This window comes from Streptomyces sp. NBC_00887 (assembly GCF_045207585.1).
Map to the genome: position 1 here is coordinate 2866518 of NZ_CP108788.1, position 23281 is coordinate 2889798.

The 23281-nt window shown below is 70.8% G+C and carries 15 protein-coding genes and 6 pseudogenes; 8 read left to right on the forward strand and 13 right to left on the reverse strand.

What is annotated here, in order from left to right:
• Nucleotide 1: 1 nt before the first annotated feature.
• The 4 genes and pseudogenes from OG844_RS13080 to OG844_RS13095 all read right to left on the reverse strand — a co-directional run.
• Nucleotides 2-1222, reverse strand: coding sequence for an AAA family ATPase (locus OG844_RS13080; RefSeq protein WP_406390071.1), 1221 nt, complete (start codon nt 1220-1222; stop codon nt 2-4).
• The gene (locus tag OG844_RS13085) at nt 1219-6399 is read right to left on the reverse strand and encodes a hypothetical protein (RefSeq protein WP_406390073.1); all 5181 of its coding nucleotides are present in this window, start codon (nt 6397-6399) and stop codon (nt 1219-1221) included. The genes OG844_RS13080 and OG844_RS13085 overlap by 4 nt, the downstream gene beginning before the upstream one ends.
• Complete coding sequence (locus tag OG844_RS13090) at nt 6396-7256, reverse strand: DUF4132 domain-containing protein (RefSeq protein ID WP_329204846.1); 861 nt, start codon at nt 7254-7256, stop codon at nt 6396-6398. The genes OG844_RS13085 and OG844_RS13090 overlap by 4 nt, the downstream gene beginning before the upstream one ends.
• 177 nt (nt 7257-7433) lie before the next feature.
• A pseudogene (locus tag OG844_RS13095) lies at nt 7434-7551 on the reverse strand (methyltransferase domain-containing protein); the annotation flags it as partial.
• Nucleotides 7552-7870: 319 nt separating this feature from the next.
• On the opposite strand from OG844_RS13095, the gene OG844_RS13100 reads away from it, so the two are divergent.
• On the forward strand, nt 7871-9241 hold the full coding sequence (locus OG844_RS13100; RefSeq protein WP_406390075.1) for a DEAD/DEAH box helicase: 1371 nt from the start codon (nt 7871-7873) through the stop codon (nt 9239-9241).
• 203 nt (nt 9242-9444) lie between these two features.
• A pseudogene (locus OG844_RS13105) lies at nt 9445-9764 on the forward strand (IS630 family transposase); the annotation flags it as partial.
• Between the two features lie 41 nt (nt 9765-9805).
• On the opposite strand, the gene OG844_RS13110 reads toward OG844_RS13105, so the two are convergent.
• Nucleotides 9806-10162 (reverse strand): globin, encoded by a 357-nt coding sequence (locus OG844_RS13110; protein WP_406390077.1) that lies wholly within the window; start codon nt 10160-10162, stop codon nt 9806-9808.
• A 523-nt stretch (nt 10163-10685) separates the two neighbouring features.
• Between OG844_RS13110 and OG844_RS13115 the strand changes: the two are divergent.
• Nucleotides 10686-11931 (forward strand): annotated as a pseudogene (locus OG844_RS13115) (PP2C family protein-serine/threonine phosphatase).
• 262 nt (nt 11932-12193) lie between these two features.
• Here OG844_RS13115 and OG844_RS13120 read toward each other — a convergent pair.
• Both OG844_RS13120 and OG844_RS13125 read right to left on the reverse strand, forming a co-directional pair.
• Nucleotides 12194-12313 (reverse strand): annotated as a pseudogene (locus tag OG844_RS13120) (NUDIX hydrolase); the annotation flags it as partial.
• Nucleotides 12314-12421: 108 nt separating this feature from the next.
• Nucleotides 12422-13072, reverse strand: a complete 651-nt coding sequence (locus tag OG844_RS13125; RefSeq protein WP_383806828.1) for an acetate uptake transporter family protein — start codon at nt 13070-13072, stop codon at nt 12422-12424.
• Between the two features lie 312 nt (nt 13073-13384).
• Here OG844_RS13125 and OG844_RS13130 point away from each other — a divergent pair, with 312 nt between their 5' ends.
• Complete coding sequence (locus tag OG844_RS13130; RefSeq protein ID WP_406390079.1) at nt 13385-13792, forward strand: PPOX class F420-dependent oxidoreductase; 408 nt, start codon at nt 13385-13387, stop codon at nt 13790-13792.
• A gap of 435 nt (nt 13793-14227) precedes the next feature.
• Here OG844_RS13130 and OG844_RS13135 read toward each other — a convergent pair whose 3' ends face one another.
• Nucleotides 14228-15259 (reverse strand): ArsR/SmtB family transcription factor, encoded by a 1032-nt coding sequence (locus OG844_RS13135; protein ID WP_406390081.1) that lies wholly within the window; start codon nt 15257-15259, stop codon nt 14228-14230.
• A 190-nt stretch (nt 15260-15449) separates the two neighbouring features.
• Nucleotides 15450-16250, reverse strand: a complete 801-nt coding sequence (locus OG844_RS13140) for a peptidoglycan DD-metalloendopeptidase family protein (protein ID WP_384615294.1) — start codon at nt 16248-16250, stop codon at nt 15450-15452.
• 227 nt (nt 16251-16477) lie between these two features.
• Here OG844_RS13140 and OG844_RS13145 point away from each other — a divergent pair, with 227 nt between their 5' ends.
• Both OG844_RS13145 and OG844_RS13150 read left to right on the forward strand, forming a co-directional pair.
• A complete protein-coding gene (locus OG844_RS13145; RefSeq protein WP_406390083.1) occupies nt 16478-17833 on the forward strand; it encodes a hypothetical protein in 1356 nt (451 codons plus the stop codon).
• A gap of 37 nt (nt 17834-17870) precedes the next feature.
• Complete coding sequence (locus tag OG844_RS13150) at nt 17871-19151, forward strand: hypothetical protein (protein WP_406390085.1); 1281 nt, start codon at nt 17871-17873, stop codon at nt 19149-19151.
• 172 nt (nt 19152-19323) lie between these two features.
• Here the strand turns inward: OG844_RS13150 and OG844_RS13155 are convergent, their stop codons facing one another.
• Nucleotides 19324-19422: a VOC family protein gene (locus OG844_RS13155; RefSeq protein ID WP_406396104.1), complete on the reverse strand. Its 99-nt coding sequence runs from the start codon at nt 19420-19422 to the stop codon at nt 19324-19326.
• 676 nt (nt 19423-20098) lie between these two features.
• Nucleotides 20099-20713, reverse strand: a pseudogene (locus OG844_RS13160) (SpoIIE family protein phosphatase); the annotation flags it as partial.
• A gap of 71 nt (nt 20714-20784) precedes the next feature.
• On the opposite strand from OG844_RS13160, the pseudogene OG844_RS13165 reads away from it, so the two are divergent.
• Nucleotides 20785-21024 (forward strand): annotated as a pseudogene (locus tag OG844_RS13165) (TSUP family transporter); the annotation flags it as partial.
• 37 nt (nt 21025-21061) lie between these two features.
• Here the strand turns inward: OG844_RS13165 and OG844_RS13170 are convergent.
• Nucleotides 21062-21328 (reverse strand): metal-sensitive transcriptional regulator, encoded by a 267-nt coding sequence (locus OG844_RS13170; protein WP_406396106.1) that lies wholly within the window; start codon nt 21326-21328, stop codon nt 21062-21064.
• Between OG844_RS13170 and OG844_RS13175 the strand changes: the two genes are divergently transcribed.
• Complete coding sequence (locus OG844_RS13175; protein ID WP_406390087.1) at nt 21327-21959, forward strand: rhodanese-like domain-containing protein; 633 nt, start codon at nt 21327-21329, stop codon at nt 21957-21959. The two genes, OG844_RS13170 and OG844_RS13175, sit on opposite strands and share 2 nt — an antisense overlap.
• A gap of 215 nt (nt 21960-22174) precedes the next feature.
• Here OG844_RS13175 and OG844_RS13180 read toward each other — a convergent pair whose 3' ends face one another.
• Entirely contained in the window at nt 22175-23008 is an 834-nt protein-coding gene (locus OG844_RS13180) for a PIG-L family deacetylase (RefSeq protein WP_406390089.1), read from the reverse strand.
• Nucleotides 23009-23281 lie beyond the last annotated feature (273 nt).

A 23281-nucleotide genomic window follows, 5' to 3' on the forward strand; every position in this document is an offset into this window, starting at 1 on the left:
GTCAGTTCTCCAGTACCGCGCGCAGATCCCACAGGGCACGCCAGGTGGCCGACCCCTGCTCCGCCCGCCTGCGCACCGGCCCGTCCCAGTACCCCAGCAGCCGTGCCGCGTCGGCGGGGTCGTCCTTTCGGACGACGCCGAGCAGATGTCCTGGCAGGAGGGAGAGCACGTCCCGGTCGCCGGGGAAATAGGCGGCGGCCAGGCCCATGGAGCCCGCGACGGAGACCGCCTCCGCCGTGCTCATCACCGTGGAGGGGCGCTCAACTTCCCAGCCCTCCACGGAGCGGCCCTCGCGCAGGTCCCGGAAAGCGGTGACGAGGGCTTCGAGAACCGCGTCGTCCACCTGGTAGGCGGCGCCCACGCGTTCGACGGCTGCCCGCGACTGGCGCCGCACGAGCGCGGTCTCGGCGTCCACGTCCCCGATGGGGCCCACGGTCTCGAAGTTGAAGCGCCGCTTCAGCGCGGCGGACATCTCCGAGACACCCTTGTCCCGCAGGTTGGCTGTGGCGATGAGGGTGAACCCGGGGGCCGCGTACACCTGGGCGCCCTCCCCGCCCGCGAGTTCGGGGACCGCGATCCGCCGCTCGGAGAGGAGTGACACGAGGGCGTCCTGTACCTCCGGCAGGCAGCGGGTGACCTCCTCGACGCGGGCGACGGCCCCCCGGGTCATGGCGGTGAGTACCGGGGAGGGCACCAGGGCATGCTCGGTGGGGCCCTGGGCGAGCAGCAGCGCGTAGTTCCAGCCGTACTTGAGCTGGTCCTCGGTGGTGCCCGCGGTGCCCTGCACGGTGAGCGCACTGGTCCCGCAGACGGCCGCCGACAGCAGCTCGGAGAGCATGGACTTCGCGGTGCCGGGTTCGCCCACGAGGAGAAGCCCGCGCTCTCCGGCAAGGGTGACCACGCACCGTTCGACCAAGGCGCGCTCGCCGACGAACTTCTGCTCGATGACCAGGCGGCGCGGCACCCCGGCCCGGGGCCGGGCGTCCTTCGGCAGGCTCAGTGCCTCGCCCGCGCTGCCCATCACGAACGTGACGACGGCGCGCGGGGTGAGCAGCCAGCCGGGTGGGCGGGGCCCGGAGTCCTGGGCGGCGAGGAAGGCCAGTTCGGTGGCGTACCGGTCCTCGGGCAGCGTGACCTGGCGGTGTTCCCGGCCGGGCGCCGCCGCCCGGTCCGGGACACCGCCCGTGCCGGCGTCCATGGTGGTCATGGTGTCGTTCGTCATCGGCGGCGGCCCTTCCGGGTTGCGCGGGTGTCCAGTTCTTCGAAGGCGGGGGCGTCGCCGTCGCGGACCCGTGCCCAGGCTGCTGCGAACAGCGCGGGCACGGGGAGGTGGGGCAGGGTCCGGGCGGACCCTGCCACGGGATACAGGCTTTCCTTCCAGGTCTCCAGCGGCAGCCCGGGGGCGCCGCGTTCGAGCCAACCGCAGGGGAGGAACAGGGTGCGGCCGGCCCGGGAGCGCTGCGCCTCCACGACGATGTCGGTGGCGGCGAGTTCCGCCCGGGCCTTCTTGATCCGTGCCGGCTTCCACTCGGTCCAGCGCACGCAGTTGCGGTCCGTCGGGTCGGGCAGGGCGAGCAGCATCAGGTAGAGGGCGGCGGCGTCCGCGCCCAGGCCGAGGGCATCGACGACCTCGGCCACCAGGTCCGGCACCGAGCGCGTCGGGTCCTGGGCCGGGTGGTGCGGGGAGCCGTCGGGGGCGCCCGCCGAGGTCAACGCGTCGATCTCCTCACCCTGCAGCGCACGCAGGGCGAGCAGATCGCCGGTGTAGTACCCGCCGACGGTGCCCTCGACAAGGCCGAACGCCGGGTCGTCGGGGCCTGCCAGTCCGACCGGGCGAATCAGCAGCTTCTCGTTGTTGCCGTGGCCGGGCGCGAGGAGCAGCGCCGCGCCGGCCCGGACCAGACCGTCGGCGCCGGCGCCGCCGGACTCGGGGAGCCCGTGGGCGGCGCGGACCACGGGGCCGATCGAGCCCCCCGACTCGGTCCAGTCCAGACCGAGGTCCAGCACCAGGTCCGGGTCGGCGAGGCGGCCACGCAGGGCCGCGAGCCCGACGGGCAGGTGCGCCCGAAGCGGGTGCCCGTACGGCAGTGTGTAGGCGAGGGTGCGCAGGGCGGTCAGGGACGAGGAGACCGCACCGCGTGCGCCCACCCGGCGCAGACCCGGGCGACCGGTGCCGTCCTGGACATCGGTGCCGTGGGCGAGCCAGGTCCGGGAGCCCGCGTTGAGGACCAAATCGACGGCGCCCGGGTCGGTGCCCGACAGGTCGAGGTCCAGTTCCTCGGGGACGCGGACGAGGGAGGCCAGACGCTCCTGCCAGACCTCGGCGGCGGCCCGGACGTCGGGGCCCGTGGACCACAGCTCTGCCGGGTCCGCGGGCAGCATTGCTCGGAGCACAGCGTGCCGGTCGTCGCGGGGCAGCGCGTTCAGCCTGGCCTGGGCCGCCTCAAACGCACGTGTCTTCATCCCGAGCAGCGCGAGCGCCTCGGCGCCGGGCTCCTCGACGGCCGCCGACAGCAGGGCGGCGGACTGGAGGGCACCGATCCGGGTGGCCGTGTGGAACGCTTCGGCGGCTTCCGGACGCCAGGGGGCCGGGCCCTGCTCCCGTACCAGGGCGGTGAGCCGGGTGAGCCGGTCGCGGGCGATGCCCTGCCGGTGGACGTGCTCGTGGTCCAGGGTGAAGCCGGGAACGGGGCCGAAGGCGCCGGTCGGGTCGTGGTCCAGGGCGAGCCAGCGTGCCGCGTCGTTGCGCGAGTTCCGGCCGCGGTTGGCGATGACCACGACGGTGCGGCTGCCCTTGCGCAGCACCTGGCCGAGGCGGTGCAGGACCTCGTGGCTTCCCGGCCTCCCGGCCGTCCCTGCGCCGAACGGCTCGACAAGCTCCACCTGCCGGACCGTGCCGGCCGGGTCGGCCAGCGGTCCCGCGGCGAGGGTTTCCAGCAGTACGAGGAGTCCGGCGCGGTGCTCGGGCGAGGTGGTCGCCGAGGCGGCCCGGTAGGCCAGTTCGGGCAGCTTGTCGAGGAGGGAGGTCCAGGCCAGGGAGTCACCGGGCACGGTGTACTCGTCCCGCTGCCAGCCGTCCGCGGGGACGAACGGGACCGTGGACGGGGTGGGCGGGCCGAACGCCGGCTCGCCGCCGAGGACATGGTTGACGGCGAGGATCTGCCGGACCGCGGTCCACCGGCTCACGGCTCCCCACCAGTTGCCGTGCATCTGGTCGGAGCCCCAGACGGTGGCGTTCCGCAGGGTCGTGTCGTCGCCGTGCTCCGGCTCGTGATCGTAGAACATGCCCTGGGTGCGCGCCGGGTCCCGGGGGGTGGCCGGCTGTACGGGCTTCGGCGGTTCCAGGTACCGGGCGGCTGCGACAGCCCGGTCCACCGCGTTCCGGACGAGCCCGGTGACGCCCGCGAGGAGCCGTGCGTCGGACACCTCCGGAAGCACCTGGGCGACGGCCTCCTGGCTCATCTCCCGCGATGAGGGCCCGGTGTACTCCTTGACGGCCCGGAACGCCTCCAGGTGCCGGGCGACCGCTTCGGCGACCACCTTGAACAGCTCCCCCGCCCGGGAGTCCGTCAGGTTCCGCAGGGCGGTGGAGCCCCGCTCGTCCCTCGGGCGCAGGGCGTGCCAGTAGGCGACGGGTGGCACGTAGGGGGTGCCCGCCGCGTCGTTCCCACCGGAGGAGTCGGGGGTGACGGACCACAAGCCGCCACCGGTGCCGTCCGTGTCCGCCGGGTACGCCTCGACGGAGCGGTGGTGCAGGGCCGCGACCGGCCGTGACCCGCCGGGCAGGGTGAGGGCGCCGAGCGGAACCGGAGAGCCGCCGCCGGGCAGCGGCTGCGGCAGGGCAACCGTGTGGCCGTCGGGGGTGCCGGCGACGATCCGGTGCCCGTCGGCGGGGGCGGCCGTGCCGGACTCGGTGACGGTGCGACGGACCCAGCGGCCGAGGACCGTGCCGTCCGTGCCGAACGGAGTGGTCTGGAGGCCGGGCTGGAGGGGCAGCACCTGGCAGCGCTCGGTGAGCAGCCGGGTGCCGTCCTGCACTCCGGAGCGGAGGAAGGCGGGGAGGGATGCGCGGCCGTGCGTGCCGCCGGCCGGGTCGTACTCCAGCCACACCCGCTGCGTGCCCTGGTGGCCCTCCCGCCAGTGGCCCGTGCCGTCGGAGATGACGGCGCGCTGAGGCGGGAGGGAGGTGTCGCCCGCGTGCAGGGCCTTGCCGCCGGTGGCGCGGCCACCGCTGGACAGCGGCAGGCAGACCTCGTCCGAAGGGCCGGAGCCGCCCCAGCGAGGGATCTGCTCGCCGCCGACGGTGAACACCTCGGCGGGGCGGTGCGACCAGTAGCCGCGCTGCTTGCCGTCCTCCCACCAGATGACCAGCAACTCGCCGTCGACGTAACGGAAGGCGAGCGTCCGCCAGTGGTCGACCGTGGCGGGCACCCGCAGGGTGTGCCGCAGCAGGACGCCTTCCGGGCCGATGACGACGGCCCGTTCGAGAGTGTTCAGGATCAGGGCGGGCCAGGCGCCGGTGACACCGACGCTCTCCGACCGGTGGCGCTGCTGACGCGTGGCGACCTCAGCGGCCAGTTCGGTGTAGGTCACGTCGAGCGCGGGCCAGCCCAGTTCGTCGAGGACGCCGGTACGCAGGGTGGAGGCGAGCAGCGGCACGACATCGTGGCCCGTGAGGAGTCGCATGGCCTCCGGGGCGACGTCTGCGACCACGGCGCGGAACAACGAGAGCCTGTTGAGAGCGGAGTGCAGCCCGGGAAGCCCTCGCGCGGCCGTGTACTCCTCGGCGCGGGCGGTCAGCCACTCCCGCAGGATTCCGGAGAGCACCGGGTGCGCCGCCAGCTCCGCCATGCCGACGTCGCCCAGCCGCTGACCGTGTCCGTCGCCGAGGCTGCCGATGTTCCGGCTCAGAAGGGCGCGGAAGAACCGCTGTTCGGCGACGGCGGCGAGATCCCGCGCGCCGGGCGCGGTGTCGGTGAGCCACGGGCCGACCAGGACACCGGAGGACCGCGCGGTGCCCGTGTCCTGGCCGTCCGGCTCTGCGACGGGGACGCCGGAGGCCAGGCAGAGATCGAGAAGGTCCAGGTCGGCGGTGCGCTGCCAGCGGCCCTGGAACAGCTCGACGGGGCGCCCGTCGGCGCGCAGCCGGTCCGCCATCCGGGCGGCCAGGTCCAGGGTCTGCGGGCTGCGGCCCGAGGTGCCCCGGTTACGCCGGCGGTGCGCCTCCCAGCGGGCGAGCCAGTCCGCCGGGGAGACGGACGGGGCGGCAGAGTCGGAGGGAGCGTTGTCGGAGGTGTCCGGGAGGGCGGTCAGCAGGTTCTCGGCGCCGGACTCGGCCAGCAACGCGAGCCAGCCGGATTCGCTGTCCTCGTCCCGCTCGCTCTCGTCGAAGGTATCCGGGAAGAAGCTGAGGAGTCGGAGCCGCACGGCCGCATCCCGTCGGGCGAGGGCGATGAGCGCCGAGCGGTAGGTCGCCCAGAACGAGGCGGGGGCGCGGACGACTCCCGGGGAGCCGATCAGATCCGCCACGAGCTCGCGTTCGGCGGCCTCGCGGTCCAGCCCGGCGGCCTTGACCAGCGCGCGCACGTCCTGCGGCAGCGCCGCGTACGGCGACATGCCTGCCGCGCAGCGCTCGACCAGCAGACGGCGGTACTGCGCCCAGGCGTCGGCCGGTGCGAGCCGGGCCACCAAGTCCCGCACGTACTGCCGCAGCGCCTTGACGGTCAGCGCGCCGGCGAAGGCGAACTCCAGGAAGACGGCCCGCTGCCGGTCCTCGTCCACGACCAGCCCGTGCACCCGCTCGGCCTCGCGGGCCTTGCCGAAGAAGGAAGCGGCGTAGGTGGTGTTCTCGGCCTGGAGGTAGAGGCGTGCCACCTGCTCGTAGAAGGTGGGGAGGAAGTGGGGCACGGCCCGGCCGAGCCGGGTGCCGAGTGCGTCGAAGCCGTCCTTAGCCGCTCCGGCGCGGGTCCTGGCCTGCCGGCCCAGCCGCTCGATGTCCTTGACCAGGGCCAGGGCGTGGTGCCCGTTGGCCGGGTCGTTGACCAGCGCCCAGGCCGGGAAGCCCAGCGTCTCGCGGCGCACTTGGCCCACGAGGGGGGCATCGGCGGTCCGGGCCAGCCCGAGGAACTCCAGGGCCAGGTCCTCGGCTTCGCCGAGAGTGCCGGGCACGAGCCGGACCACGGGGCGGTCACCGAGGGCGGTGTGCGTGTAGGTGCGGGCGGTCAGCGCGTCGGCGTCGTCCCGGTCGGTGGTGCCGGCCGGAAGGATTGCGCCCGCGTCCAGCAGGGCCGCCGCGCGGGCCTCGGCGGCGGAGGTGCTCCCGCCTCGGGCCTGGGCGGGGAGGAACGCCGCGCCCGCTTCCGTCGTGTTCTCGTCGGTGTTCGTCGTCGTGATGCTCATGCCGCCCGCTCCTCGTCCTCCACGTCGCGGCCGGCGTAGAGTGCCGCCGCCATGCGCATGCCCTCGGACCATGCGACGGGGCCGACCTCGGCGGCCGTCAGCGCGCGCCCCGCGGGGTCGGTCCAGCCCAGGGGGCCCGTCTCGGTGCCGTAGTCGTCGTATCCGTCGTGCTCGCCGATCCAGATGCGCGCCTCGGCGGTGGCGCCGTCCTCGACGACCGGGCAGACCGCGTATCCGCCGCGCGACCGGTACCCGAGTTGAGTGACGCGGCCGTGCAGGAAGCGCACTTCCTTGAACACGCCGCCGGCGTAGGTGTCCACGGAGGTGGTCTCCGGGGTGAGGCCCGGCGGACGGCGCCACACCTCGCGGAACAACTGCTCCACGTTCTGGCGCACCCCCAGTTCGACGGCGAACTCCCTCAGATCGTCGAGGTCTTCGAGGAGGACGGGGTGGGGCACGCTGACGACGTCCGGGGTGATGCGGACCGTGTCGCCGTCCAGGTCGACGAGGCCGAGACCCCGGTCTGGGTCGACATCGCGCAGGAACCCGGCGACCCCACCGTCCGCGCCGGTGACCACCACGTCCCGCAGGGCCGCCTGCCACGCCGGGTCGGGCCAGACCTGGGCGAGCACGGCCGTGGGGACGGGCAACGAACGCACCATCCACTGCTCGACGTCGGTCCGGCACTGGCGTTCGTGCCGCTCCAGCCACTCGGTCAACTGCCGGAGTCCGACGACCGCCGGATCGTCCTTCAATTTGGCCGGGACGGACTTCAGCCGTCGGCCTTTCCCGTTGCGGCAGACCACCTGGCCCGCCTCCAGGGCGACTTCGTAGTCGCCCGCCGGAACCCACCCCATGCGCTGTTCTCCCCGTTGTTCCGGACGGCCGCCGAACCGGCGGCACGCTGATGAAGCCCGTCTACGGCAACGCACCGTGACGAGTGGGAGAGACTCTAGGCGTCCCCAGTGACAACGGGTCCGGGCCCCCTGCGCTTCGTCATACGGGCCCGCACCCCAGAAGTGACGCTATTGGGTCCCCCAGTGGTGAACGGTGGAGACAGCCATCGCGACGTCGAAGGAGCGGTCCTTCGAACGGCAGGCCCTCCGCGGCCGCAGCCACACACGGCGCCGAGCCGACAGGTCGCAGTCCTCGTTCCCGGAGCATCACTCGAAACCTTGACTTCGAAAGCTGCAACCTCCGGCTCGCACTTTGCAGGGCTTCGAACTGAACGCCGCCGCGTTCCTGCGACGACACGGCTGACCGGTCCGCTCGGCATCTCCCTCGCAGTCGGGGCAGGTGCGAGCGCTGCCCCTGGCCGAGGTCGGTCACGCCAGCGGGTGTGCCGACGGGACCGGAATGTGCCGGGTCGCCCGCTGGTAAACTGGGGACACGCATCGAAACCGTTGGGGCCCGTACCGAGGGGTACGGGCCCCGACGCGTTCCGGGCGCCAGACCGAGGAAGGTTCCCCCCATGAACGCGAAGCCTCCGGCCCCGAAGGGCGAACTCACGACACCGCAGACGGCTGCCCCTGGCCTGCCGCCGGTCGAGTCCTTCGACGCACTCGGGCTGCCGTCGGAGCTGACGGCGACGATGAGCGGCCTCGGCGTGACGGAGCCGTTCCCGATCCAGGCGGCGACCCTGCCCAACGCGCTGGCCGGCCGTGATGTCCTCGGCCGTGCGCGGACCGGTTCCGGCAAGACACTTGCCTTCGGGCTTGCGCTGCTGGCGCGGACGGCAGGTATGCGAGCGGAGTCGAAGCGGCCGCTCGCACTGGTCCTGGTGCCGACCCGGGAGCTGGCGCAACAGGTGAGCGACGCGCTGGCGCCGTACGCGCAGGCGCTGAACGTACGGCTGGCGACAGTGGTCGGAGGGCTGGCGATCAATAAGCAGGCGGCACTGCTGCGGACCGGCGCCGAAGTGGTCGTCGCGACGCCGGGGCGGCTCGCCGACCTCGTATCGCGTCGGTCCTGCGATCTGCAGCAGGTGCGGATCACGGTGCTGGACGAGGCGGACCAGATGTGCGACCTGGGGTTCCTGCCGCAGGTCTCGGAAATCCTGGACCAGGTACGCCCCGACGGGCAGCGGCTGCTGTTCTCGGCCACGCTCGACCGCAATGTCGACCAGTTGGTGCGGAACTATCTGCACGAGCCGGTCGTCGCCTCGCTCGACCGTGTGGCGGGTTCGGTCACCACGATGGAACACCATGTGCTGAACGTCCACCCCGCCGACAAGTACGCGACCGCGACCGAAATCGCCGCGCGGGACGGCCGGGTCCTGATGTTCCTGGACACCAAGGCCGGCGTGGACCAGTTCACCCGGCACCTGCGGGCCAGCGGCGTACGGGCTGCCGCCCTGCACAGCGGGAAGTCGCAGCCGCAGCGCACACACACGCTCGCGCAGTTCAAGGACGGCGAGATCACCGTGCTGGTGGCCACCAATGTCGCGGCGCGAGGCATTCACATCGAGGCGCTCGACCTCGTCGTCAACGTCGACCCGCCGGCCGACGCGAAGGACTACCTGCACCGTGGCGGGCGTACGGCTCGCGCCGGGGAATCCGGGAACGTGGTCACGCTGGTCACCCCGAACCAGCGGCGGGACGTGAACCGGATCATGACCGACGCCCGGATCCGCCCGACTGTCACCCAGGTGCGCTCCGGCGAAGAGAAGCTGACCGCCATCACCGGGGCGAAGCGCCCGCCGATCGAAGGTAAGGGAAAAGGCAACGCTCCCTTCCGCGGCATGGGCACTCATCCGGGCCGCCCCAAGGAGTCCCGCAAAACGGCCGACGCCCGCAAGACAGCGGAAGCACGCGCGGCGGCCCGGGTGCGCAAGGGCCGCTGACCCGGACGGACTTGCCGGGGCCTGGGCGCGGAGCCTGACCCGGCATAGGAGAATCTTCGCTTCCTGGCATCGCTTGAATTCAGTCGGGGACTGGTGCGGTGGCTCGTGAAGGCTTCATCTCCGGCCCTCGCTTGTGAAACCGTGCATCTGCACGGTGGCCCGTCGTCCGCACTGCCCGACCCGATGCTCGATAAGCCCTGTTGGGACGGACCTGGGCCGCGCTCAAGAGCATCCGGTCCGCCCGCCGGGCAGCGCCCCGATGTACGGGATCCTGGACAACCTCTCCGCCCACAAGAACGGTCGCATCCTGCGCTGCGCAGGCCAGAATCAGGTCGAGCTCAGCTTCACGCCGACGAACCCGTCCTGAGCCAACCCGATCGAGGCGCGCTTCGGGCCGCTGCGGCAGTTCACACGGGCCAACTCGCGTTATGCCAACCGCACCGTTCGGACACGGGAGTTGCACCGCTGTCTGCGCCGGCGCAACCAGAACGTCCGGCACCCGACTCCACGTTGGCCGGGGTGATGGCACCTTTTCGGTCGACGCGGAGAGCAAAGGGCAAAGAATCAGGCCAGTCCGTTCCAGCCCCACCTGGGCGTGGGGCCGGGGTCACCGACGTCGGTGCCGACCGGATCAGCTGACACCTCGCGGGCGATCTTGGTGCCCCAGTCGAAGTATTCAATGACACGGAACCGCAGCATTTCGTCGTCCGGGAGTTCCTTCTCGACAGCACGTGTCATCAGCTCCATCCAGCGCAGGCGCTGCTCCTCGGTGATCGCCAGACCGAGGTGGGCGCGCAGCAAAGCCTGGTGGCCGCCGAATTCGTCAGTGAACCGGGCCGGGCCCCCGAAGACCTCGGCGAGCCACACGGCGACGTGCTCGGTGTGCGTGCGGCTGAAGTTGGCGAAGACAGGCGCGAGCAAAGGATCCGCCAGGACATCGTCATAGAAGTGTTGCTCAGGCGGCGGAGCGCATCAAGACCGCCGACGGCCTCGACCAGAGGTTTCGTGCTGTCGGTCATTCCGCCTCTTCTGGGGTGGATGTCACGGTGGACTGCTCGTGGTGCTTCATTTCCACGACCCTCGTCGCATTCAACCCGCCGAGCGACTCGTTTGTCCGAGGATCACGCGAACCCGGGCCGGCTTCTCGTGACCTGGTGAGAAGATGCCCAGCCAGACGGTGCATCCGTAGGCGGGTGATGTCGTCGAGGACCAGGAGCCAGGTCCTGTGGTCGATCAGAACCTGTCCTACCTTCCAGGCCTGGGTCTGAGGCGGTCACTCGTGGGATCGTCGGCCCCACGGGTTCCGGTATGGCTCTGGGGTGGGCCGTGCAGCCACCTCGGCCACTCGCGGGTGGGTGTCCCGACGCGCGAGGCGTTGTGATGCTGCGTAGCGTGGGAGGTTCAGGGCCTCCGGCGGCCGAGGATGCGCACAGGGTTGAAGCACGTGAAGCCCGAGCTGGACTACAGGTCGTTGTTCGCGGCGACGCCGAGCCCGTATTTGGTGCTGGGGCCGGATTTGGTGATCGTCGAGTTCAACGAGGCGTATCTGCGGGCGACCGGACGTACCGGGGAGGACTTGGTCGGCCAGTACGTGTTCGATGCGTTCCCGGACAACCCGGCCGACCCGGGTGCGGACGGGGTGCGGAATCTGAAGGCCTCGTGGGGGCGGGTGCTGGCCACGGGGGAGGCAGACGTGCTGGCGGCGCAGAGATACGACATCCCCGTGGTCGCGCGGCCGGGGGTGTTCGAGGAGCGCTGGTGGTCGACGGTCAACACTCCCGTTCTCGACCGGGACGGGCATGTTGCGTGGATCATCCACCGCGTGGAGGACGTCACCACCTTCATGCACGCCCGCCGTGCCCGCAACCGGAATGCGGGTGAACCGCTGACCGAGCGCGAGGAGGGGATGGAGGCCGAGCTGTACCTACGGGCCCGCGAGCTGCAACGTCTGAACGAGGATCTGCGGACAGCGCATGCGCGGGAGCGGAAAGTCGCTGTCACGTTGCAGGAGGCAATGCTGCAATCCCCGGATCTGGCCCATCACGAGAACGTGGCGGTGCGGTACCTGCCTGCGATCGGCTCCTTGAACGTGTGCGGCGACTGGTACGACACCGTTGACCTGGCCGACGGCCATTTCTCCGTTGCCGTCGGCGACGTCGTCGGGCACGGCCTGGGGGCCGCCACTGTGATGGGGATGCTCCGCAGCGCGCTGTCCGCGGCAAGCCGGGCGGCGACCGGGCCTGCCCAGGCTCTGGAGGTGCTGGGCATGTATGCCCGCTCCGTGGAGGGCGCGCTGGCGGCCACCGCGGTCACGGTGCTCGTCGACCCCCGGTCGAAACTGCTGGTCTACTCCAGCGCCGGCCACCCTCGTGCCGGTGCTGCTGCACAGCGACGGCACGTGCGAGCTGCTGGAGAATGCCACCGATCCGCCCCTGGGCGCGCGACCGGAACATGTGCCGCGCCCGCAGGCCAGCACCGCCTATCGCCGTGGCGACATCCTGGTCTTGTATACCGACGGGCTGATCGAACGTCGGGGAGAGGACATCTACACCAGTCTGGATCGCCTCCAGGAAGCGCTGGGCGGGATGACCGACCTTGCTCCTGACCAGCTGGCGGACGCCTTGCTCGAGCGGCTCGGCGTGGCAGGGGGCGGCGACGACGACATCTCCGTGGTCATCGTCCGCCTGTGAACGCAGCGTCCGCGAACAGCTCCTCGCCCTGGGTGCCGCCGAACTCGCCCGCGCCCGCAGCTGCGAAAGCCGGCCCGCAACTGCCGAGGACGTCCGCCCTCACGGGCTTCAGGACGCGGCGGCCACTGTCCCGGCCCAGAACGGAGGACGGTGTACTGCGGCTGCAGCGCCGAGCTCTGGCCCACCGGGTGGACACGTTCTTTGGGACGCGAAGAGCTCATCCACGGTCACAAGTCCGCCCTCCTGCTCGAGACGGGACAGCTCAGGCGATCATGGCTGCGTCGAGATAGTCCTGAACCGGCTCGACCAACCCGTACGGCACGTACTGAGGGATCTCGCCATGGGCCGCCCAAGCGAGCTCGGCCAACTCCTCGGCGCTTGCGATAAGGGAAGTACCCGAGAAGATCACCGCCCCCACCGGGCTGCCCAGCCATGGCCTGCCGACCTCCCGAGAGCGCTTCCTGCCCTGGGCTGGCGCCCCATCCCAGCGTCACAGCTGGTGACGGACTCCGGCCTCCTGCTGCGCGGCGGTGAGCTGCTCACGAAGGCCGCCCTCGATGGACCTGCGGGCAGCGCCACGCCGGAACAGTGGCAGTACGGTGCGCTGCTTGCCGTCTTCCACGAGGAGCGCCAGCCCGCCGTACAACGCGTAGGCACCGATACCGAGACCCGTCCAGCCCGCCGCGACCTGCAGTGCGTTTCCCAGGCCCGCCTCATAAAGGCCTGTGAGGCCGAAGCGCAGTGCGGTGAGGGTGAGCAGCACCGCGAACAGGGGCTTCGACTGCGCCGCCGCACCCGCGAGGGCGAGGACGAAGGGAACCAGCGCCAGAAGGAAGACGGCTTGTGCCACCACCGGCCGGCCCGGTGGGGAGTCGAGCGAGGTCACGCTCGTTCCGGCCCAGGCGGCACCGAGGAGGAGCATTGCAGTGCCGGCGCCGGCGTCGCGGGCGAGGAAGGCGAACAGTCCGGCGACTGACTGCAGGGGCACGACGAAGATGAGGACCAGAAGCAGCAGGATGCTGCTCTGTCCTGCCGGGACCCAGGCCAGCTGGAGTGAGGAAAGGACCACGCTGCCGACACCGAGGGCGAAGAACCCCAGCGGCAGAGGGCTGGCGATCGGGCGGAGCACGATTCGGGTCACCGCGTCAGTGGTCAGCGGTTCGGACGGGCCGGATGAGTCGGAAGCTTGGGGCACAGTTGCAGCGTACGGGCCGGCGAGTATGCCGCCGCAAGGACCGGACTCGGCCGCGGGAGTGAACCCTCCCGTACCCGATCCGTCGGCCTGGATACGACAGGGCCCGCCCCGTCCCGCGACCGGAGGCCCCCGTCGGCGTACCACCCGATCACCGGAACTTGCAGGAGACAACCACAATTTGCAGGCTGTCCGTTGCTGATCAACGCTGACGGGCAGTCGGTCCGGGACAGCAATCAGCCGAGGAGAGGAACCCGTCCAGTGTCCGCCGAACTTTCCGACGACCTGAAGACGCTCATCGACGACACCCCGGTCTTCGCGACCGTGGCCACGATCCAGCCCGACGGCAGCCCGCAATTGTCCATCACCTGGCTCGCCAGGGACGGCGACGATCTGCTGGTCTCCACGACCACCGGCCGTCGCAAGGAGAAGAACCTGCGTACCGATCCCCGGATCACCGTCATGATCAACCCCGCGAACGCGCCCTACACCTACGCCGAGATCCGCGGTTCGGCCACGCTGACCACTCAAGGCGGCCGGCAACTGATCGACACACTCTCGCGCAAGTACACGGGGAAGGACTACTCGGACTTCAACCCGGCGTCGAAGGACGACTCCGACCGCGTCGTCATCCGTATCACCCCGCGCAAGGTCGTCGGCTCGATCTGACACGCCCGCGCAGCGCACCTGGCAGAACCCGCCGGAGGGGCTCGCAGGAACAACCCCTGCGGGTCCCTGGCCCGCCCGCCCCGAACCCTGGCCTGCGCCCATCCCCGGGAGTCCAGTTCGACCCCCGCCGGGCGGAACACCGGCCGTCCCCGACCAACTGACCGCCGCGCCCGGTCGCCCCGGGGTGACCGGAACCCGCTCCCGGAGACATGGGCGAGACGGTCCCGAGAGCGGTCGCCGGTTCCGCACTGGAGGCGGGATGGACAACGGGGCAGCTCTACTCACGGCAAGCGGCCAACACCCAGGAGGCAGCAGACGACGGCTTGGAAGCAAAGGCCGGAAGACGTGTCCGGGCCTCGGCGCGTTGGGCCCGTTCGGCGGATGCCCGCCTCGCGACCGGACGGGGCCATGGTCGCGTCAGGGCGTTGTGGGCTCCTACGAGCCTGCCGACCCCACTGGCTCAGCTGACCCACCCTGAGGTGCCAGAGCCCCGTCCAGCACCGCCCGGCCGAGCCCGGTCCGGTGGTGGAGCACGCGTACACCTTGGCGCTGGGAAAGGAGCAGCCCCGCCTCTCGGAGAACGGTGGCGTGCCGGCTGGCCGTCGACGGTGCGAGTCGCAACGCCGCGGCGATGTCCATGGTGGTCATCGGACGGTCCAGCACCCTGAGGAGTTCGGCACGCGAGGCGCCGATGAGCTGGGCCACCGGGGCGTCCCCGCCGTGGTGGCGGCGTTCGAACCAGCCGGGCGCGGGCGAGAGGGGGTGGACGAGCACCGGGGGCAGTTCCTCATCAACGAGGGCGAGCGGGGCGCGAACGCAGAAGAAGGCCGGGATGAGTGTCAATACCCGTCCATGCAGGGTGAGTTCGCGTTCGATGGGGTAGGGGGCGTGGAGCCTCTGGTCCTGGTAGCGCCACCCGGGCAGTTGGTCGTACCCGGTGAGCAGGCCCTCCGCGCCATGCGTGAGGACGGCTTGGACGCGTATGGTCCGGTCGGCCGCCGCCTGAGCGCGCATCGAGGCGAGGTAGGGCTCGACGGCCACCTGGTGATAGGCGCGCAGAGCGGTGCCGAGGCGGTGCAGCGCCTTCGGGCAGCCGTCGGCGAGCGGGCGGAGGCCGGCCGGTGCGGGGTGTCCGGTGTGGGCGTGCAGACGGGTGAGCTCGGCCCGCAATCGGTGCCGGGGGGTGGACAGCAGCCGGTCGAGCCCGGTTTCGAGATCGGCGTCACCGCGGCCGGGCGTCAGGAAATCGGGGAAGTAGGAGCCGTCCGGGCAGAGTCGCGTCAGGGCGCGTGTCAGGGAGACCAGGCCGGATTGCCGCAGAGCTGTCCCCACCTCGCGGCGCCAGGCTCCGAACGCGAGGGGTGCCTGGCGGTTCTGCAGGAGGTGCAGACTCAATGCGGTTTCCCAGAGCGGGTCCACGCCGGACGCGACGCGTAAGCGGGCCAGCTCCTGGCTCGTGAATTCCACCCGTAGCACAGCGCACCCCCGGTGGTCGCAGGCGCTTGACGGCGCCCACCCTGCGGAATTCTACGCGCATCACAGATGTGACGCATGCATGTCAGCAACTTGAGGTGATCGAACGAGGGTCCGACCGGAACTCGTGGAGGCCCGACCGGAATTCGCCCCGGGCCGGGCCCCCACGATGCACTGTCACGGTTCAGCAGAGAGGGACCCCGGGCAGTTTCGCGTCCGGGTGGTCGATGTAGATGTTGCTGATGAAGCCGTTCTGGTCGCGCAGTTTGCTCCACCAGTTGTTGCTGTAGCCCTCGGCGTTGACGGTGTCACCCTGCTTCTGGCACAGCACCCGCACAGCCGTCGGACCCGCGAGGGTGGTGACGACCGTGGCGTTGACGCGCGCGTCGGCACGGACGTTCACCCCGCTCCCCCAGGTGTTGAAGGGGAAGCCGCTGCCACCGCAGCCGTTGTCACTGGTCAGGTACGCCTGGTTGTAGCTGCCGGGGTAGGAGAGGCCGGCGCCGTTGATCACGATGTTCTGGCCCACTCCGTTGAGCAGCTGCTCGTAGTGAATGTGCGCCCCGGAGGAGTTGCCCGTGCTGCCGGTGACGCCGATCTGCTGTCCTTGGGCGACGGACGCACCGCTCGGCACGGAGTACGCGGAGAGGTGGAAGTAGTACGTCGTCCAGCCGCCGCCGTGGTTGATGGCTATGTAGTTGCCGGCACCGCTCGGCTGTGAGTAGCGGGTGGCCGTGCCGGCGGCCGAGGCGAGCACCGGGGTGCCGGCCGTCGTACCACCGTCGGAGCGCACGAAGTCCAGCGCTCGGCGCACCTCGGCCGAGTGGTGGCTGTACGTCCATCGCTGGCCGCAGGGGTAGGGCGCCTTGAAGACGGGCGCGGCCGTCGCACCGGCCTCCCCGGCCTGCGCCGGGGCGACCGACAGTCCGGCCAGGGCCATGAGTGCCGCGACGAACAGAGCCGGAAGACGTCTGAGAAACCTCACGAATGCTCCTAGGTGGGGGAGGCGCCCGGACGGAACCGGGCGGAGGCGCGGTAAGACGTCGGGAACGTAGCGGCGGCCCGTGCCGGTGACAAGCGTGCGGCGGCCTCCTTCGACCAGGAACGAATTGCTTGCGTCTCGTGGCCGCCCCCACCACCGTTTGCTCACGTGCCACAGCGTCACCAGGCCGCCTGCTCGGTGCGTCCGTGCCCCGAAGGAGCCCCCCATTCATGTTTCCGCTCCGTCCCGCCCGCCGTATGTCGCTGCTCGGCGCCGCCCTCATGTCTGCCGCGCTGATCGCCGCGTGCGCCGGCTCCGCGGTGGCCGAACCTCTCGTGTCTCCCTCCGCCGCCGCTCGTAACGGTCCGCAGTCCGCCGGCTCCGCGCACCTCCCGTCCACCGGGTCCGCTGTCACGGGAGCCGGGCCGGCGGCGGCAGTTGAAGCGGAGACCCGAACCGTCGTGGACATCCCCGCCGACGTCACAGCGGGCGTCGCGGTGTTCGATCGGCTCACCGGCCGCTTCACCGAATCGCACCAGCCGGACCGCGCCTTCCGCTCCGCATCGGTGGTCAAGTTGCTGCTCGCACTGGACCACATGTGGAATCGGGGGCCGGCCTACGATCTGCCGCAGGCGGACCGGGACCGGCTCGGGGCGATGCTCAGCAGCAGCGACGACGCCGCCGCGAGTCACTACTGGTCCACCGGTGGCGGCAGTGCCGTGATCTCGCGCATGGTGCCCCGCCTGGGGCTCACCGGTACAGCACCTCCTCCGGCCGGCTATCCCGGCTACTGGGGCTACACGGCGACCACGGCCGCCGACACCGTCCGCGTCTACCGCTATCTCCTCGACCAGGCGCCGGCACCCGTGCGGGACCTCGTCCTGGGGGCGTTGCACCGGTCCACACGCTGTGCCGCCGACGGCTTCGACCAAGGCTTCGGGCTGCCTTCCGCGTTCGAGACGCCAGGGGCGGTCAAGCAGGGCTGGTCGGGCTTCACTTCCGGGGGCTGTGTCGCTCCTGAGGCACCGGCCGGCATCGCCTCAGGCAAGGCTCCCGGCCCGACCCTGCCCGGGAACGACACCGCGAGGCCCGGATCCCGAAGGACGCCCACCGACGCTGCTGCCCCCTTCGCGCCGCCTTCCGGCGATGTCGCGGCGCCCGCGCTGGATCTGACGTCCGAGGCCCTGCACACCACCGGAACCGTGGGCCCCGACGACCGTACGGTGGTCGCCGTCCTCACCCTGCACCCCGATGGCACCCCGTACGGAGCCGCCTACAGCAAGGTCACCGCACTCACCGGTTCCCTGAACGTGCCCGGAGCCGTCCGCCCCTCCGGCACCCGGTTCACCACCTGGGGCAGCGGCGTCCGTGTCCGCGCGGCCGCCACCACTTCCTCCGCCGCCCTCACCACTCTGCCCGCCGGAGTGGACGTCCTCGTCCGCTGCCAGAAGCAGGGCGGACAGGTATCTGTTCCGCCCTACCTCAACGACTGGTGGGCCTATCTGCCCCAGTACGGCGGCTGGATCACCAACATCTACATCAGTACCCCCGGCAACACACTCCCGGGCGTACCCAACTGCCCGTAAATGCCTTCCCCGCCCCCCACCGCGAAGGAGGCGCACAGTGCGCCGCAACCAGAGACCGAACGCCCGCCCCCTACCCGTGGGACGAGGGCCGGCCATCGCCGTCTCCCTGCTGGCCGTGGTGGCTCTCACGCTCGCCGCCGGCCCCGCCGCCGCCCGCGTTTCCGCGCCCGCCGACGCCCCGCTCGGGGGCGTCAGCTGGCGGACGGACCTGTCCGCACCCACCGGTGACGAGACCAACGTCCGCCGTGTGGACGGCAGTCTGCGTCTCCGCGATCCCGGCCTGCGGCCCGCCTCCGCCCGTGTCGCCCGCGGACAGGGCACGGTCCTGCTGCCCGCGCGAATACTCGACCGCGCGGTCGACCTGATCACCTCGGACCTCGACGCCACCGTTCCCACCGGCTCCCAGGTCGCCGTCGACGTACGCGGACAGGACGGGCTGGGCCGGTGGACCGAGTGGCGCGAAGCGCGGGACGACTCCCCCGCGCTGCTGCCCCGGGCCGTCACCCGCGTGCAGACCCGTATCACCCTGGTCTCCGCGCCGGACGGCACCGCGCCGACTGTGCACGCCCTGGCACTGAGCGCAGAACTCGACAGCACGCTGAACGAAGCGGCGGCCGCGGAAGCCGTAACGGCCAACGTCTACGCAACCCGTGAGGGCCTGGTCGGCGGCACCACCGCGAACGGGCACGTGATCGTCCCCAACGATCACTTCGTGGCGCTCCCCTCCCGGCGGGGCCTCTCACCGAAGGGCAGCGGTCAGTATTCGGTCCGCGTCTGCGGCCCCGCGCGCTGCGAGACCGCCCCGGTCTGGGACGTCGGCCCGTGGAACACTCGCGACGACTACTGGAACCCGTCCTCCGTCCGCGAGTCCTTCAAGAACCTGCCGCAGGGAAAGCCCGAGGCCCAGGCTGCCTACCAAGAGGGCTACAACGGCGGGCTGGACGGGTCCGGTCGCAGGGTGCTCAACCCGGCAGGCATAGATCTTGCCGACGGTACGTTCTACAACGTCGGTCTGAACAACAACGGCTGGGTCACCGTCACCTACCTGTGGACCGGCAGCGGCGCTCCGACCACGTCCTTCCCGACCTGGGGCACCGACGTCAACATTCGTCAGCAGCCCACCAGCGCATCCACCCGGGTCGCACAGCTCCCCGGTCCCACGACGGTGCGTGTGCAGTGCCAGGTACACGGCCAGCTCGTCCAGGTCGACGGCCACAGCAATGACGCCTGGTCCTACCTGCCGGACTACGGCGGTTACGTGTCCAACATCTTCATCGACGTGGCCGACAGCTGGCTTCCCGGTGTTCCGAACTGCTGATCCACCAAGTCCGTCTTTCCCGTTCGTGAGGCAGATCGCCGCGCCCTTCTGTGCGGCGGCACTCCTCGTGGGCCGGCCGCCGGTGGCACCGGCGGCCGGCTCTGTCGCGTCCGGCGGTCCACGGGCGGTCCGGGCGGCCGCGCGCCGCTGCCCGGTGAGGTGCCGAGGTCGTTCAGGCGCCCGGGAGGAAGAGGCAGAACGGATGACCATGAGGGTCCCGGAATACCCGTACTCCCTCTTGAGGCTGGTGCTCCTCCAGCGTCGCGCCCAGGGCTCAAGCTCGCTCGGTCTCCACTTCGAGGCCAGGCTCGGTGCAATTCCGCCGCTCGACGGGGGCGTGAGGGGGTGCCTGTGCGGAGTGACCGGCGCGGCGCCCTGGTCACCATGGAAGGTGTCGGCTGTCTGAGCGGAGGCGCTTCTTCGGTCGCTGCGGACACTGACAGGTCGAGGCATGCATCACGTGAGAGACGTGACCTTCACAGTTCACGGGCAAGCAACTGGACGGGCCCCGGCTGATCGACGCCGTGCTCATGCCCGGCTCGACGGGGACGCCACACGTCGCGCTCCCCTCCTTCACGTGCCCGTCACGACGAACTGCTGGAGCTCCTGACCACCTTGACGATGGGCCACCGCCGTCTCGATCACTCCCGCGTGAAGCCCTGACCGACACTGGCGTAGCCACCATTGCCAGACCCATGAAGCGGTGGGCCGCCCAGCTCGAAACAGTCCCATCGAAGCGCGAAGCCCTCAAGGTCCTCCTCACTCCCGTGATCTGTCGACATCGGCAACCTCGCCAGCTCCCGCAGATTCAGCTTGGCGGTACTTCGTAGGCTTGCTCAATGGTTTGTGACGGCACAGCAGGGCCTGGAAATGTGCTCGCATCCGACGCCGGCATGCAGTACTGCGCACGCGTAGTTCCCTGCGCGCCACGAGTCCAGGGTCAATGATCACAGCACTACCACCGAGCGGGCGCGTGGGAGACTGCAGCCGAAGGCGTGGAACGGACGGGCGGTGATAGTCGCCATCGCAGTAACCACCGTGATCCTCGCGGTGGTGTCCGTCGCCGTGCGTGACCCTTCGGGGTGAGCGTCTACGAGCTGTTCGGCCAGCCGGTGGTGCGCTGCTGGCGTGCCGTGTCCGGCCAGCTGCCGCCAAGGCAGCAGGGTGACGAGACGGGCGGGCGCACCGGGCGCCAGCCCTCGTCGCCTCCGCAGGCCGCGGAACCGCCCGCGCGGCTGAACCGTACTCCCAGCGGTGCAGCCGCGCAGTGCCCGCGTGCCGCGTGCGCGGACGGGAAACCATTCCAGGGTGGTGAGGTGGTCGGAGGCACCTGCTCGCCATTCGATCAGGAAGACGGTCGCGTCGTCACTGGTACGCCCGCCGCGTTCCTCCTTCAGCGCGCGCGAGAGCTTGATGGCTGCTGACCTCATCCCGCCTTCGGTCTGCCCGAGCCGGTTCACGCAGCGAAGGAGGCGCTCCTCGCCGAACGGTTCTCCGTCTTCGTCGCGTTCCTCGATGACACCGTCGGTGTAGCACAGCACCCGGTCTCCGCGCCGGAGTTGCTGCTCGCCGACGACCGGGCGCTCACCACCGAGGCCGACCGGGAGGGTGGGTGGGTGGGCTCTCCAGCTTCGCCGTCGGCACCAGCCTGCTGGTCATCATCGCCAACGCCCTGGTCGCACTCGCGGCCCGCGCGTCCACCACGGTCAGCCTGGACTGGGCTTTGATCATGCCGTTCATCGCGACGGCAGTCCTGGGAGCCTGGGACGGCAAACGGCTGTCCGCGAAGGTCCGGCCCGCCATCCTGCAGCGGGTCTTCGGCACGTTGCTGCTGACCGTGGCCGCGGTGATGACGACCGGCGTCCTGTTGTGAAAAACCCGTGGGGGCCTGCCGCGGGATTCGAAAGCTCTCAGGCCAGCGAAAGGAACAGCTTCTCCAGTCGGGCGCGCATCTGCACGGAGTCCCGTACCTCGGGATCCTCGCTGGTCATGCACTGCTGCAGACCCGTCGCGATGAGCGAAAACCCAGCCCGGTCCAGCGCCTTGGAGACCGCCGACAACTGCGTAATAACGTCCTCGCAGTCCCGGCCCTCCTCCATCATCTTGATCACTCCCGCGAGCTGCCCCTGCGCCCGTCGCAGTCGGTTCAGCGCCGACTTCAGCTCCTCGGCACTCATGTCGAGTTGCACACCAACCTCCTCACATACCCCCACGGGTATCTTACCGTGGGGGGAACCGCCCAGAAAGGCCGCACTCACCCCCGCCCAGGCCACCGCCCGCTTCGGCGAGTTCACCGTGATCGACGTCCGCACCCCCGGCGAGTACGCCACCGGCCACCTGCCCGGCGCCCACAACATCCCCCTGGACCGCCTGGACGAGGCCGCCGACGCCCTGAAGAACGCCGCGCAGCGCACGCCGCTGCTCATCGTCTGCGCCTCCGGAGCCCGATCCGCCAAGGGCTGCGCCCAGCTGGCCACCCAGGGAATCGACGCCGCCACCCTCGAAGGCGGCACCACCGCCTGGGCCGCCGCAGGCCACGAGGTCGAGCGCCCGGCGGGTGCCCGCGCGACATGGCCCATGGACCGCCAGGTCCGCCTCGCCGCCGGCAGCCTGGTCCTCGCCGGCTTCGTGGCCGGCCTCGCCTGGACGCCCGCACATTGGTTGTCCGGGGCCATCGGCGCCGGACTCGTCTTCTCCGGCGTGACCAACACCTGCGGCATGGCTGCAGCCCTGGCCAAGCTGCCCCACAACCGGCCCGCCAGGAACGCGGTCTCCTTCCAGGAAACCCTGCTGCGTCTGGCCGCCTGATCTCAGCGCGGCGCGGCTTCGCAGCGGTTCCTGGCTGGTCACCGCCGTCCGCAGAGGGGCCGAACGGCACTGACGTCGCTGCCAGCCGCTTGAGTCGGCCCGCTGCCGCCGCTCAGGAGCGGACCATGCGGGCGATCGCCTGCTCCGAGTGCGTGACCCGCTCGATTACGCCGTGTGGCCGATGAGCTTTCCCGCGCCCCGGTCGGACGAGGGGATCAGCGCAGTCCGGCGAAGAGATCGTTCTCGGGTACGGCCGCGCCGGTGGCGTCCTTGACGCGTACGAAGGTCTCCGTGCCCATCAACTCGCCGAACCTCTCCTTGCCCATCTTGAGGAAGAAGATGTTCTCGCCCTGACTGGCGTGCGCGGCCAGCGCATCGAACTTCTGACCGCTGAATGCGGTGGTGTCCACCCAGGTGGTGATCTCATCGTCGGGGAGGCCGATCTCGGCCATCGCGGCGGCCTCGGCAGGATCCGGCTCCGGCATGTCCTCATGGAACTCGCGCATGGTCTCCCCGAACCGCTGCATCATCGAGCGGGGCATCGTCGTCCAGTACACCTTCGGTGTCAGCGCGGTCATCTCCAGCGCCGCCATCGTGATGCGGTGGGCCTGGATGTGGTCGGGGTGGCCGTAGAAGCCGTTCTCGTCGTAGGTGACGACCACATCGGGTCGGTAGTGCCGCATGAGTTCCGCAAGTCGGGCAGCGCCTTCCTCCACGGGGGTCTGCCAGAAGGATCCGGGGGCGTCGTTGCTCGGCCAGCCCGTCATCCCGGAGTCGGCATAGTCCAGCATCTCCAGATCGCTGACCTTCAGGACGTCACAGCTCGCCTTGAGCTCTTGGCGGCGCATCAGGGCGACGGTCGCCGGATCGTGCCCGGGATCGCCCGGCTTGACGCCCCCCGTTCCGTCACCGCAACCGCCGTCCGTACACGTCACGAGAACGGTGCGGATGCCTTCCGCCGCGTACCGCGCGAGGACCCCTCCGGTTCCGGTGGCCTCGTCGTCGGGGTGGGCGTGCACTGCCATGAGCGTCAACGGCCGGTCAGTCATGAAACAGTCCTCTGCAGAGAGTACGTCTTGGTCCAAGTGCGCGGCGTGCGTACCGCGATCCTGGGGCCCGGATCCTGGCGGGGCGGACGACCTTGCGGTCTCCGTGTTCCCCGCCCGTGCGGCGCCGGTCCCTCGGTCGATGCAACCGTGCCGACCCGACCGGCTGTTCCCGGCGCAGCCAATTGGCCGTCCAGGCTTCGGAGTTTCAACGCGAACGAGGTACAGGCGCGTCCTGCACGTCTCAGCGCCACGTCGGCCTCTGCGGACCGACAT

What these genes read in the sequence shown, in the direction of transcription:
- OG844_RS13080 (WP_406390071.1), bottom strand. Translation starts at nt 1,222, where the DNA reads ATGACGAACGACACCATGACCACCATGGACGCCGGCACGGGCGGTGTC.
- OG844_RS13085 (WP_406390073.1), bottom strand. Translation starts at nt 6,399, where the DNA reads ATGAGCATCACGACGACGAACACCGACGAGAACACGACGGAAGCGGGC.
- OG844_RS13090 (WP_329204846.1), bottom strand. Translation starts at nt 7,256, where the DNA reads ATGGGGTGGGTTCCGGCGGGCGACTACGAAGTCGCCCTGGAGGCGGGC.
- OG844_RS13100 (WP_406390075.1), top strand. Translation starts at nt 7,871, where the DNA reads ATGAACGCGAAGCCTCCGGCCCCGAAGGGCGAACTCACGACACCGCAG.
- OG844_RS13145 (WP_406390083.1), top strand. Translation starts at nt 16,478, where the DNA reads ATGTTTCCGCTCCGTCCCGCCCGCCGTATGTCGCTGCTCGGCGCCGCC.
- OG844_RS13175 (WP_406390087.1), top strand. Translation starts at nt 21,327, where the DNA reads ATGTCGAGTTGCACACCAACCTCCTCACATACCCCCACGGGTATCTTA.
- OG844_RS13170 (WP_406396106.1), bottom strand. Translation starts at nt 21,328, where the DNA reads ATGAGTGCCGAGGAGCTGAAGTCGGCGCTGAACCGACTGCGACGGGCG.
- OG844_RS13180 (WP_406390089.1), bottom strand. Translation starts at nt 23,008, where the DNA reads ATGACTGACCGGCCGTTGACGCTCATGGCAGTGCACGCCCACCCCGAC.